Origin of the sequence: Enterobacter cloacae complex sp. AR_0002, assembly GCF_001922365.1 — a bacterium.
Classification (GTDB): Bacteria; Pseudomonadota; Gammaproteobacteria; order Enterobacterales; family Enterobacteriaceae; genus Enterobacter; species Enterobacter hormaechei_C.
Genome location: NZ_CP018814.1, coordinates 1,625,089 through 1,637,462, shown reverse-complemented (window position 1 = coordinate 1,637,462; position 12,374 = coordinate 1,625,089). Strand labels below are relative to the sequence as shown.

General features: G+C 54.0%; 15 protein-coding genes. 5 read left to right on the top strand and 10 right to left on the bottom strand.

Translation table 11 applies throughout. From position 1 onward, the window contains the following. Complete coding sequence (gene chbG / locus AM329_RS08055) at positions 1 to 750, top strand: chitin disaccharide deacetylase (RefSeq protein ID WP_032609029.1); 750 nt, start codon at positions 1 to 3, stop codon at positions 748 to 750. 109 nt (positions 751 to 859) lie between these two features. On the opposite strand, the gene katE is transcribed toward chbG, so the two are convergent. Then, complete coding sequence (katE, locus tag AM329_RS08050) at positions 860 to 3,109, bottom strand: catalase HPII (RefSeq protein WP_022650896.1); 2,250 nt, start codon at positions 3,107 to 3,109, stop codon at positions 860 to 862. Between the two features lie 203 nt (positions 3,110 to 3,312). On the opposite strand from katE, the gene cedA reads away from it, so the two are divergent. Further along, positions 3,313 to 3,552, top strand: coding sequence for a cell division activator CedA (cedA, locus tag AM329_RS08045; RefSeq protein ID WP_022647825.1), 240 nt, complete (start codon positions 3,313 to 3,315; stop codon positions 3,550 to 3,552). A 48-nt stretch (positions 3,553 to 3,600) separates the two neighbouring features. On the opposite strand, the gene tcyP is transcribed toward cedA, so the two are convergent. The 4 genes from tcyP to hxpB all read right to left on the bottom strand — a co-directional run bounded on the left by tcyP (position 3,601) and on the right by hxpB (position 7,367). Next, complete coding sequence (gene tcyP, locus AM329_RS08040) at positions 3,601 to 4,992, bottom strand: cystine/sulfocysteine:cation symporter (RefSeq protein ID WP_022647826.1); 1,392 nt, start codon at positions 4,990 to 4,992, stop codon at positions 3,601 to 3,603. 127 nt (positions 4,993 to 5,119) lie between these two features. Next, a complete protein-coding gene (locus tag AM329_RS08035; protein WP_015570742.1) occupies positions 5,120 to 5,710 on the bottom strand; it encodes a metal-dependent hydrolase in 591 nt (196 codons plus the stop codon). Positions 5,711 to 5,805: 95 nt separating this feature from the next. Continuing rightward, positions 5,806 to 6,567, bottom strand: coding sequence for a 2-dehydro-3-deoxy-D-gluconate 5-dehydrogenase KduD (gene kduD / locus AM329_RS08030; RefSeq protein WP_003857827.1), 762 nt, complete (start codon positions 6,565 to 6,567; stop codon positions 5,806 to 5,808). A 128-nt stretch (positions 6,568 to 6,695) separates the two neighbouring features. Continuing rightward, positions 6,696 to 7,367 (bottom strand): hexitol phosphatase HxpB, encoded by a 672-nt coding sequence (hxpB, locus tag AM329_RS08025; RefSeq protein WP_003857825.1) that lies wholly within the window; start codon positions 7,365 to 7,367, stop codon positions 6,696 to 6,698. A 140-nt stretch (positions 7,368 to 7,507) separates the two neighbouring features. On the opposite strand from hxpB, the gene AM329_RS08020 reads away from it, so the two are divergent. Further along, positions 7,508 to 8,044: a YniB family protein gene (locus AM329_RS08020; protein WP_003857823.1), complete on the top strand. Its 537-nt coding sequence runs from the start codon at positions 7,508 to 7,510 to the stop codon at positions 8,042 to 8,044. A 36-nt stretch (positions 8,045 to 8,080) separates the two neighbouring features. Here AM329_RS08020 and AM329_RS08015 read toward each other — a convergent pair whose 3' ends face one another. The 3 genes from AM329_RS08015 to pfkB form a co-directional block, all read right to left on the bottom strand. Continuing rightward, positions 8,081 to 8,941 carry a fructosamine kinase family protein gene (locus tag AM329_RS08015; RefSeq protein WP_022650899.1) on the bottom strand — a complete coding sequence of 287 codons (861 nt, stop codon included), beginning with the start codon at positions 8,939 to 8,941 and terminating at the stop codon, positions 8,081 to 8,083. A 105-nt stretch (positions 8,942 to 9,046) separates the two neighbouring features. Then, positions 9,047 to 9,337, bottom strand: a complete 291-nt coding sequence (ghoS, locus tag AM329_RS08010; protein ID WP_032609030.1) for a type V toxin-antitoxin system endoribonuclease antitoxin GhoS — start codon at positions 9,335 to 9,337, stop codon at positions 9,047 to 9,049. Positions 9,338 to 9,428: 91 nt separating this feature from the next. Then, positions 9,429 to 10,361: a 6-phosphofructokinase II gene (gene pfkB, locus AM329_RS08005; protein ID WP_032609031.1), complete on the bottom strand. Its 933-nt coding sequence runs from the start codon at positions 10,359 to 10,361 to the stop codon at positions 9,429 to 9,431. A 296-nt stretch (positions 10,362 to 10,657) separates the two neighbouring features. On the opposite strand from pfkB, the gene AM329_RS08000 reads away from it, so the two are divergent. After that, a complete protein-coding gene (locus AM329_RS08000) occupies positions 10,658 to 11,416 on the top strand; it encodes a YdiY family protein (RefSeq protein ID WP_026080717.1) in 759 nt (252 codons plus the stop codon). Positions 11,417 to 11,679: 263 nt separating this feature from the next. Further along, positions 11,680 to 11,910 (top strand): hypothetical protein, encoded by a 231-nt coding sequence (locus AM329_RS07995; protein ID WP_022650901.1) that lies wholly within the window; start codon positions 11,680 to 11,682, stop codon positions 11,908 to 11,910. Positions 11,911 to 12,059: 149 nt separating this feature from the next. Here AM329_RS07995 and yniD read toward each other — a convergent pair whose 3' ends face one another. Both yniD and yncL read right to left on the bottom strand, forming a co-directional pair. Continuing rightward, complete coding sequence (gene yniD, locus AM329_RS25460) at positions 12,060 to 12,167, bottom strand: small membrane protein YniD (RefSeq protein WP_003857815.1); 108 nt, start codon at positions 12,165 to 12,167, stop codon at positions 12,060 to 12,062. Positions 12,168 to 12,265: 98 nt separating this feature from the next. Further along, entirely contained in the window at positions 12,266 to 12,358 is a 93-nt protein-coding gene (gene yncL / locus AM329_RS07990) for a stress response membrane protein YncL (RefSeq protein ID WP_071785204.1), read from the bottom strand. Between the last annotated feature and the right edge of the window lie 16 nt (positions 12,359 to 12,374).

Below are 12,374 nucleotides of genomic sequence, written 5' to 3'. Positions count from 1 at the left end.
ATGGAAAACCTGCTGATCGTCAATGCCGATGATTTTGGCCTGTCAAAAGGGCAGAACTACGGCATTATTGAAGCCTGTCGCCGGGGCGTCGTGACCTCTACAACAGCGCTCATCAACGGTGAGGCGGTGGAACATGCGGCGCAGTTAAGCCGTGAGCTGCCCGAGCTGGGCGTGGGCATGCACTTTGTGCTGACGCTTGGGTTGCCCCTTTCACCGATGCCGGGTCTGACGCGCGAGGGACAACTGGGGAAATGGATTTGGGAAATGGCGGAGCAGGACGCTCTGCCGCTCGATGAGATTGCCCGCGAGCTGGAGTGCCAGTTTAACCGCTTTGTGGATGTGTTTGGCCGCGAACCTACCCATATTGACAGCCATCATCATGTGCATATGATCCCGGCGATTTTCCCGCTTGTGGCAGAGTTTGCGCAACGTAAAGGCGTGGCGATGCGCGTGGATCGTGAGGTGCGCGGGTTGCCGGACGTCGCGGTGACGTCAACGGAGGGGTTCAGCAGCGCATTTTATGGCGACGAGATCGACGAAGCGCTGTTCCTGAAGGTGCTGGATGACTCCGCCGCAAAAGGGGAGCGCTCGCTTGAGGTAATGGCGCACCCGGCGTTTGTCGATGAGATAGTACGTAAGAGCGCCTACTGCTGGCCGCGTCTGGCAGAACTGGATGTGCTGACATCGGCGTCATTAAAGTATGCGATTGCCGAGCGTGGGTATCGTCTGGGGACGTTCAGGGATCTTTGAGGCAAAGCCCGGTGGCGAGGTAAAAGCAAAACGGTAACCTTTTGGTTACCGTTTTTATTGTTTTCTCCCTCTCCCAGGGGAGAGGGCCGGGGTGAGGGCTTCAGGTTTTTTACGCCGGTATCTGGTCAATCTTACTGCTGCGCGACCACACGCGGTGCGCGGCGAGCAGGTCAAACAACCGGGTCATAAACGCATCATCGACGTTATCACCTTCGACAATGCCTTCTTCCCCTTGATCCGGTACCTTCAGCAGAGTTTTAAACTTCCGCGCATCGCCTGCCAGAGCGATTGGCTTCAGGTGCTTATAGGCTTCCAGCAGATAATAGGCGGCATCACCGTTACCGAGCAGGCTCTCAACGTCGCCGCACGGCATAATCACCGCATCAACCGTCAGCGACGGTGCTCCGGCGAAGGTCGCGGCAATCGGCAGGACGGAGCCATCATCGGCCGTCACTTCACCCATGCGAGAGTAAAGCAGTTTGGCATGTACGCCCTGGGTTTTGAGCGCCCGCATGATCCCCAGTACGTCGCTGGCGCGCGGTTTATCGTTCAGCAGAATAGCCACTACGCGGCCTTTAATTGACCCGCCAGGTACCGCGTACAGGCTCAGGGACGGATCCTTCTTCAGCCCGTTCACGTCTTTTGGCGGTGCGGCATGGCATTGCTCATCGGTGAGCGTGATGCCGAGATTATTCGCCACGCCCTGAGCAAGCTGGATATCAATATGCGCCAGATGGTCGACCACGCGCTCGCGAATGTAGGTACGCACCACTTTGCTCAGCTCAAAGCTGAAACCGCCGATAATGTGCTGCTGTTCAATCGGGGTCTGGCTGTTCCAGAACAGGCGAGGCTGAGCGTAATATTCGCCGAATGACGGGCTGCGCTCGCGAATTTTTGTTCCGTCCACGCGCTCCTGATACGACTCGAATCCGCCACGTTTTGGCCCCGGCGGGGTTTCACGCGGCCAGTTATCGTTAATGGAGTTTGGCTCGTAGTTCGCCGGGTTGGTATCGATATCCTGGCGATGCATCCCGTCACGCTGGAAGTTATGGTACGGGCAGGTCGGACGGTTGATAGGAATTTCGTGGAAGTTCGGTCCGCCGAGACGGCTGATCTGCGTATCGGTATAAGAGAACAGACGGCCCTGGAGCAGCGGATCGTTGGTGAAATCCAGCCCCGGCACAATATGGCCCGGGTGGAACGCAGCCTGCTCATTCTCCGCGAAGAAGTTATCCGGGTTGCGATTAAGCACCATTTTGCCCACCAGCTGAACCGGCACCAGCTCTTCGGGAATAAGCTTGGTCGGGTCGAGCAGGTCGAAGTCGAATTTGAATTCGTCCTCTTCCGGGATCAGCTGTAACCCCAGCTCGTATTCCGGGAAATCACCGGCTTCAATGGATTCCCACAGTTCGCGACGGTGGAAGTCCGGATCGCGCCCGGTCAGCTTCTGTGCTTCATCCCACACCAGGGACGCTTTCCCCGCGACCGGTTTCCAGTGGAAACGCACAAACGTCGCTTTACCTTCAGCGTTAATCAGACGGAAGGTATGAATACCAAAGCCTTCCATGGTGCGATAGCTGCGTGGGATCCCCCGGTCAGACATCGCCCACATCACGTTGTGAAGGGTTTCCGGTTGCAGGGAGACGTAGTCCCAGAAGGTGTCATGCGCACTTTGTCCCTGCGGTATGGCCCAGTGTGGCTCTGGTTTTACCGCATGGACAAAGTCAGGGAATTTATGCGCATCCTGAATGAAGAAAACCGGGGTGTTATTCCCGACGAGGTCGAAAATGCCCTCTTCGGTATAGAATTTGGTGGCGAAGCCGCGAATATCACGCACCGTGTCGGCCGAACCCGCGCCGCCCTGTACGGTAGAGAAGCGCACAAATACCGGTGTAATTTTGTTCGGATCGGAAAGGAAATCCGCCTTCGTGATCTCCTTCAGGCTCTTGTACGGCTGGAAATAGCCGTGCGCCGCAGAGCCGCGAGCGTGAACGATACGTTCAGGAATACGCTCATGGTCGAAATGGGTGATTTTTTCCCGCAGGATGAAATCTTCCAGCAGCGTCGGGCCGCGCGTTCCGGCGCGCAAGGAGTTCTGATCATCGGCGATGCGCACGCCCTGATTGGTGGTCAGCGCATAGCCTTCACCCCCTTTGCGGTGCGGGTCGAGAGATTTTAACTTTTCGTTGTCCGCATCGGGTGACTTCATGCTTCCCGGTGCAGTAGGTTGCTCGCCCGGCGCGGAGAGGCCCGGCGACGGTTTATGAGAGCCATCCGCAGGGGCGAGTGAGTCCATTCCCGGTTGAGATTCTTCGGTGCCATGAATAGGGGATTGATGGGGTTTATCATTGTTCGACATTGCACGATTCTCCTTTGTTCGTTCCTGAAAACCCTATTAAGGATAGAACAATGTGATGAATTAGCAGGCGAACTAAGCGTTTTCAGAGGAAGTGATTAGCGAAAGGAGCCATCTGCCACATGTCAGGCGCGACGGGTGGGGGGAGAATCGGCTATGATAGAAATTTCCTGCTTTAAGAATTTGCTTTAGTGAACCCGTCGCTTATGAAACCTCTTCGTCAACAAAACCGCCAGGTTATTAGCTATGTGCCCCGCGTTGAACCCGCGCCGCCTGACCATGCCCTGAAAGTGGATGGTTTTCGCGATGTCTGGATGTTACGGGGTAAATACGTTGCCTTCGTGCTGATTGGCGAGCACTTCCGTCGCTCCCCTGCGTTTACGGTGCCAGAATCGGCGCAGCGATGGGCTATGCAGACCCGCCAGGATGAAGAGGTTGAAGAATAACAGCCATAAAAAAACCGCCCTCAGGCGGTTTTTTTATTTCGGCCGTGATTAACGATGGGCCAGTTCGGCATCATCTTCACTGTCGAGAATTGTTTTGTCGGTCTGCTTCAGCCACTGGCTGGTCAGGGTACCGGCGGTCATTGAGCCACTCACGTTCAGGGCGGTACGACCCATGTCGATCAGCGGTTCAACAGAGATCAGCAGGGCAACCAGCGTCACCGGCAGTCCAAGCGCAGGCAGAACGATCAGCGCAGCGAAGGTCGCGCCGCCGCCCACGCCCGCAACACCGGCGGAGCTAATGGTCACGATACCGACCAGCGTCGCAATCCAGACCGGATCCAGCGGATTAATCCCCACTGTTGGGGCAACCATTACGGCCAGCATCGCCGGGTAGAGACCCGCACAGCCGTTCTGCCCGATGGTGGCGCCAAAGGAGGCCGAGAAGCTGGCGATAGACTCCGGTACGCCCAGACGACGGGTCTGTGCTTCGACGTTCAGCGGGATAGATGCCGCGCTGGAACGGCTGGTAAAAGCGAAGGTCAGCACCGGCCAGACTTTACGGAAGTATTTCAGCGGGCCAACGCCGTTCACCGCCAGCAGAATGCCGTGCACAACAAACATGATGCCCAGACCGAGGTACGAGGCAATCACAAAGCTGCCAAGCTTAATGATGTCTTGCAGGTTAGAACCTGCAACGACTTTGGTCATCAGCGCCAGGACACCGTACGGCGTCAGCTGCATGACCAGACGCACCAGCTTCATCACCCAGCTTTGCAGGGTATCGATGGCTGTCAGAACGCGCTCGCCTTTCGGCGCATCGTCCTTCAGCAGCTTCAGCGCAGCCACGCCCAGGAATGCCGCGAAGATCACCACGCTGATAATGGAGGTTGGGCTTGCGCCGGTCAGATCAGCAAACGGGTTCTTAGGAATGAAGGAGAGCACCATCTGCGGAACGGTCAGATCGGCCACTTTACCCACGTAGTTGGTCTCAATCGCCGTCAGACGCGCGGTTTCAGCGCTACCCTGCACCAGACCTTCAGCAGTCAGGCCAAACAGATTGGTTACCAGTACACCCACCAGCGCTGCAATCAGCGTGGTGAAGAGCAGGGTACCAATGGTCAGGAAGCTGATTTTACCCAGTTGAGAGGCATTGTGCAGGCGGGCTACGGCGCTCAGAATAGAGGCGAATACCAGCGGCATAACGATCATTTGCAGCAGCTGTACATAGCCGTTACCGACAATGTTGAACCACTGAATGGAGTCTTTCAGTACCGGGCTGTCGGAGCCGTAAATAGCGTGTAAGGCCAGGCCAAACACCACACCCATGACCAGACCGACCAGTACCTTTTTCGCCAGGCTCCACTGTTTGTGGCGAGCCTGGGCGAGAAGCAATAGCAATACGACGAACACAACAATGTTCGCGATGAGTGGAAAATTCATCCCCGTTCTCCTGATTTATTATACGGTCGGTTTTTACCGAACCTGTTGGCGCAAGGTTATCAGAAGTGTGATGTCACGCTTATATCCATATGGAATGGTTTATGACAAAAGTGATTATATTGTCGGTTTAATGTTCAATCTGGTGATTAATAAAACGATTGAACTGAAATTGCAGCGAGTTGATCATCTGCGATGACCAGCGCACTGCACCATTTTCGGGCAATGTCTGCGGCATCCAGACGGCATACGCAAACAGCGCCATGCACAGAACGCGCTCCAGCTGGTTGCCTTTTTGCGGCACGAGGATTGGCAGGCGGAAACGCCAGCGGCAGGGCCAGAGCAGCGGTACGCCCGCTGGCGTCAGCATATCGGCGAGGATATGGCTTAAGTAGCCAAGCACCATGCCCTGAATGGCATCCGCCGGGACGATCCAGCTCTCCGGAACCTTTAAATAGAAGAGTGTAAGCAGGCCAAATACGGCCAGCAGGCTGTGGGTAAACCCGCGATGACCAAAGGCTCTGGCGATGGGCTTTGAAATCCACTTTAGCCGCTGGCCAAGGAATGACTTTGGATGATCTATGTCCGGCAGCAGGCAGGTAAGTACGGCGGAAGGGACAATATGCCACCAGTCCCCCTGTGCCAGCACAGGGGTCAGTTCAGCGTTTTTGGCAAACACTGCACAGGCAAGTGAAAAAAGCAGGTGGCCTTCCGCCGTCATGATAAAACCCGGTAAACTGTCGATTCATACAGTATAGGGTTTTTATACAGTGTGTGAAAGAGGTGACGGTGTAACTCTTTGTCACAAACGCGCGGTTAGCGCGCCAGCCAGCCACCGTCTACGGCGAGAGTATGACCGTTAACGTAATCAGATGCTCTTGAAGCCAGAAACACCACCGGACCCTGTAAATCCTCCGGGAGACCCCAGCGGCCCGCCGGAATCCGGTCGAGGATCGCCTGGCTACGCTGCTCATCATCGCGAAGCTGCCGGGTGTTATTGGTCGCCATATAACCTGGCGCGATAGCGTTCACGTTAATACCTAGCGGCGCCCATTCGTTCGCCAGCAGGCGGGTGAGGCCCAGCACGCCGCTTTTGGACGCCGTATAGGAGGGCACCCGGATGCCGCCCTGGAAGGAGAGCATGGAAGCAATGTTAATGATCTTGCCGCCCTGACCCTGCGCGATAAACTGTTTCGCCACTGCCTGAGAGAGGAAAAAGACTGATTTCAGATTGAGATCGATGACCTCGTCCCAGTCCTTCTCACTAAATTCCAGCGCATCGGCACGGCGGATGGTGCCGGCATTGTTAACCAGAATATCGATGCGGCCCATCTCAGCGACTGCGGTATCCACCACGCTCTGAATACTCTCCTGCTTGCCAAGATCGGCGCGAATCGCGATAAAGCGTCGTCCCAGCGCCGTAACGCGCGCTGCCGTTTCGTCAGGAACCTTGCGGTTAACCCCCACGATATCGCATCCTGCTTCGGCGAGGGCAATGGCCATGCCTTGCCCCAGACCGGTATCGCACCCGGTCACCATCGCCACTTTTCCTGCCAGAGTAAAAGCATCCAGTATCATACGCGCCTCAGAAGTCAGGTTATTGTCATTCTGCACGTAAGAATAGGAGTCTGGAATGAGAAAAGCAAATAAAGTAAAACGTTGTTTTGATTTTGCGGGGCAGGCAGCCGAAGCTGCCTGAAAGAGCGTTACTCCCCACGCAGATGGCGGGCAGTCAATTCTTCAAGAGACGTCAGCCTGACATCCGCCAGGGCAAAACGGGGATCGTGTCGGCCTTCTTCAGCCGGCACAACGATGGAGCGCATACGTGCGGCTTTGGACGCCACCATGCCGTTAACCGAATCTTCCAGCGCCACACAGGTAAGCGGATCCAGCCCCAGTTTCGCGGCGCAGTCCATATACACCTGCGGATGTGGCTTGCTGTACGGAAGCTTTTCGGCCGAGGCCAGCGCGTCGAAGCTGTCGCGCAGCCCGAACATCGTCAGCACTTTTTCCAGCATATGCAGCGGTGAGGCGGAGGCCAGTCCCACTTTCAGCCCTTGCGCCTTGCACAGGGCGATAGCGTCGCGTACGCCCGGTAACAGAGGCTTATACTCTTCTACGAGGGAGATGGCGCGGTTGATAATGCGCGCCGTAACTTCGTCGCGATCCGGGCCAACCCATGGCTGGTGGGCATACCAAAGGTCAACCACCATATCGATGCGCAGCCCCAGGGTATCGGGAAGCTCGTTACGACGACTGATATCGACGCCGAGGCTGGCCATCACGTCCAGTTCAGCCCGATCCCACAGGGGTTCGGAATCAATCAGCAATCCATCCATGTCAAAAATAGCGGCAAGTATCTGGCGCGGTGTCGACATTACAACATCTCCTTATCTTGGGGTAAGACGAACGGTGCTAAGCACAAGCAATTTAGCATATTGCATGCAAAGAGCGGGCGAAATTGACCGACAGCAGGTAGACTTAGGCACAAATAACGCGTCTTTATGAAGAGGAACTAATGACGTATCAACAAGCTGGACGCATCGCGGTCTTAAAACGTGTTGCTGGTTGGGTTATTTTTATTCCCGCCCTGATTTCAACGCTGATCTCCGTACTCAAATTTATGTACGATCACAGCGAAAAACAGCCGGGCATCAATGCCGTTATGCTTGATTTTGCCCACGTCATGATTGAGATGATGCGGTTTAACACTCCGTTCCTGAACGTCTTCTGGTTCAACTCCCCCACGCCGGATTTTCACCACCAGCTGAATGTCGGTTTCTGGATAATCTATGCGTTGATATTTATCGCGATGGCGTTGCAGGCCTCCGGCGCGCGCATGAGTCGCCAGACCCGCTTTTTACGCGAAGGGGTGGAAGATCAGCTGATACTTGAGAAGGCGAAAGGCCCTGACGGGATGAGCCGCGAGCAGATCGAATCGCGCATTGTCGTTCCGCGTCATACCATTTTTGTGCAGTTTTTCCCGCTCTACATCCTGCCGGTCATCATCATTGTGGCCGGGTATTTCTTCTTTACGCTGCTTGGCTTCCTGTAAATCCTAAGGGAAGGGGCGTGATGCTGCCCCTTCCCGCTATGCCGCCAGAATACGGTCCAGCGCCCGCTGGGCATTTACCAGATGACTCCCGCCAAACAAAATAGCCCGGTTTAGCAAGGTGTACAGCTGATAAACCGGCTGACGATCAAGGAAACCCGCAGGTAACGGCGAGACAGACTGATAGCCATCATAAATTTGCGGCGGCTGTTCAGGGTGCAACGGCAGCATCGCGAGGTCACACTCTCTGTCGCCCCAGTAGCAGGCCGGGTCATATATATAGGGACCATCAGGCCCAAGCGCGCAGTTGTTTGACCATAAATCACCGTGCAGAAGGGAAGCCTGAGGCTGATGCGAAGCCAGACGCTGCTGAATATGTTCAACAATCGCGTCGATGTTGCCGAACGCTAATCCCTTTTCAGCGGCCAGCTCCAGCTGCCAGCCGATGCGCTGTTCGGCGAAAAAAGTCGACCAGCGGCGCTGCCATGCGTTTGGCTGTGGGGTGGTGGAGAGGTCGTTATCGAAATCGAGCCCAAACTGAGGTTGATCGCTCCACTGGTGCAAACGGGCGATCTGTTGCCCGAGAATAAAGGCGTTATGCGCATCCAGAGGACGCGCGGGAAGATAGTTCATCACCAGAAAGCTATAGTCACGATCGCTGCCGACGGCTAAAACCTGCGGAACGGTGACTGTTTTACTGCGCGATAACAGCTCAAGCTGATCGGCTTCGGCAGTAAAAATGGGGAGCAATTCGCGCTCATCACATTTAACGAAAAGATCGCGCCCGGCGTAACGTAAATGCCATGCGGCATGGATCTCTCCGCCTGGCAGTTCGTTACGCAGTTCAATTTCACCTTCACCCAGCTGCTCACTTAAAAGATGACTGATAGCCTGCCACATGATGTCTCTCCCATGTTGTCTGCCAGATCATAAAGTTAGCGCAAAACGGCTATAAAAAAACAGGAACTAACGCACAACTGAGCGGTTTAATTTTATACAGGGCACTTATTGTTCTTTTTTATGCCAGTTTTCCCACCTATCCACATCAATTTCCGTGGCTTTGTCAGTCACGCTTTCCACCAGGCTACTGGCCAGCGCCTTCACCTCTTCCTGACTCAGCGGGCTTATCAGGCCAAATGCCAGTGAGCCGAGATCGTGAATATTGCCCTCATCGTCCGTCAGCGTGAGCAGAAAATTGGCGCGCGTGAACGCGTTGTTGAGTTCATTCAGTTCGGTCAGCGACGCCTCATGAATATTCACGGTTACGACGTAGCGGGTGATATCACCACTGCTCATAATTCACCTCGTTGTTATCCTGAAAGTTTTCTTAGCATAGTCGATAAGCCCTGTTTAGCGACTTCCCCCTCCATGGGAAGGGGAAGCAGGTTCAGCTTCTCTCGAGGTAATCGACAATTTTCTGGGTATCCGCAAGCGAACACAGACGCGTTCCCTGATTGATGGTGGCTGCACTCCCTGCCGCGACGCCATAGCGTGCCATCTCCAGAAGCGAAGCGCCCTGCGCCAGCTTCAGCACCATCGCGCCAACCATACTGTCACCGGCACCCACGGTGCTCTGGCTTTTCATCGGCGGTGGCACAACCTGCACAAAGCCCGTCTTATCGACGGCCAGCGCCCCCTGAGGACCGAGAGAAACAACAACGCGATGTGCTTTGCCCGTACGTACCAGCTCTTCTGCGGCAGTACGAACGTCATCAGGCTGGCTGAGTTCTCGATTAACCAGGGCACTGAGCTCTTTCTGGTTAGGTTTAACGAGTTCAAGTTGTCCGGGTTCTAACGCCGCCTTCAGGGCTTCGCCCGAGCTATCGACAATGCAGCGGATGCCGCGCTGGAGCGCCGCCTGAACCAGCGCCGTCAGTTTCTCTGTTTTGACGCCCGGCGGCAGGCTACCGCTGATCACCAGTAATGAGCCGCTTTCAATGGTCAGCACTTTCTCTTCCAGTTGACGAAACTCATCATCGGTCAATATCGCCCCCGGCATCACAAAGCGATATTGCTCGCCGCTGGATTCAACATGGACATGCAGATTCTGCCGGGTCCAGTCTTTAGCGTCGACGGTGTCTACGGCCACCTGTTCATCTGCCAGCAACGCCACCAGATGTTCTCCCGTGGCGCCGCCAGCGGGGAAGATGGCGGTGGCTTTTCCGCCGAGATGGGTAATAGCGCGCGCCACGTTGATGCCGCCGCCGCCCGGCTCAAACACCGGCGCGCTACAGCGCAGCTTACCTTCCGGGTAGATTTGCGGCGTCATGGTCGCGGAGTCGAGGGAAGGGGAGAGTGTCAGCGTATAAATCGAAGCCATCATGACCTCCTTTTATCATGGGTTCTTTTAAGCCTGGCACCGTTTGGCAGGAAGGCAACGTAAATAACAGTATGATTTTAAATATGAATGCTGACAAATAAGCTGCGCCGGGCATATAAAATAAAACGCGTTTTGGGATCGTTCTTATTCAAAAAATGAAAGAAGAAAATATTGCTATGTTATTTGCGGCTTTTTATAATTTGTTACCTTTCTATGGTCGCCTTGTCATTGATCCGCAAGAAAGTTTCCGAGACCGTGACGGTCTCTTTTTATGTTGTACGGACTCCTTAAATAAAATGAAGCTTTTGAAGACAGTACCCGCAGCACTGATGCTGGCGGGTGGCGTATTTGCGTCACTGAATGCAACCGCCGATGATACCGTTTTTACTGTCATGGACGATCCCTCCACTGCCAAAAAACCCTTTGAAGGTAACGTGAATGCCGGGTATCTGGCGCAATCCGGTAATACGAAAAGCTCCTCCCTGACCGCAGACAGCACCCTGACCTGGTACGGCAACACCACGGCCTGGTCGCTGTGGGGAAATGCCAGCAACACCTCTGCTAACGATCAACGCTCATCGGAGAAATACGCGGTAGGCGGACGTAGCCGATACAACATGACCGATTATGACTACCTGTTCGGGCAGGCGAGTTGGCTGACTGACCGCTACAACGGCTATCGCCAGCGTGATGTCGTAACTGCGGGTTATGGTCGTCAGTTCCTCAATGGGCCGGTGCACAGCCTGCGTTTTGAATTCGGTCCGGGTGTCCGTTACGACGAGTACACCAACGGCGAAGATGAAACCCAGCCGCTGGGTTATGCATCGGGCACCTATGCATGGCAGATGACCGACAACGCAAAATTCACCCAGGGTGTGTCGGTGTTTGGTGCTGAAGATACAACGCTGAACTCAGAAAGTGCGTTGAACGTGGCGATCAATGAACACTTTGGACTCAAGGTGGCGTACAACGTAACCTGGAACTCATCCCCACCTGATTCTGCACCGGAACATACCGATCGCCGAACCACGATTTCATTAGGTTATAAAATGTAATATCGTCGGGCCGAGAATAATCCCGGCCCGTTTTTTATTTTCTGAAACTGTGCTTATTTATATTAAACGGCGTTTTAAAATAATGTGTCTGGTTTCATCTTCATAATTTCTCCATAATTAGCTGGCCAGGGCTTATTCAGTTTATTTGACACGAATTGATAAATAATTTGACTAGGCAAGAATGTGATCCAGATCTACACTTACGGCACAGGCGAAAAACTTGCCTCAGGCATATCGTATTAAATAAGTATGAGAATAAAATTATGAAAAAAATCAAAACCGCTACAGCAGCGATGGTGCTTTCCGCACTTTCATTTGGCGTATTTGCTGCTGATAATACGCAACCTGCCAATGACGTTAACAGCCCAATCGGGATCGCTAAAGCCTCTGATGTAGAAGCAGGCTCCAACATTGCCCCTGGCTCTCAGTCTACCGGCCAGTCAATGAATGATGCATTTGATGTACATAAGCTGGTGGCGGGTGAGTGGTCCTGATATTTCAACTGCCACGTGTGACGGAATATATACGCTGCCACAGCCTGTCGAAAACCGGCTAATGACGTACCGGTTTTGGACCATAAATTATCGTAAAGATAGTTAAGATTTATTCAGTAAATTCACGGCAGGTTTTCGCTGACAAAATATCAGCCCCAGATCATAGCGGCCCAGCGCAGCAGCAACATCGCGCCGCAAATAGCAATTAACACCACGACCATTTTCCAGTGCTTCACGGCAAATCTTTTTGTTGGCATAACCTAATCCTTGTCAGTTGATACCCTTAGTCTACCAAAGTCTGCGCCAGAAAGCGCTCAACAAGGGAGAACAGGTTATGCCGGAACACCGGTTCGGCTTAAAACCAATGGAATCTGTCAGCCAGAATCAATACCAGGCCAGCAGCGGAAAGTAGATTTAATATCACAACGGTTCTACTCGATACGTTCATGTGATACCCCTTCGAT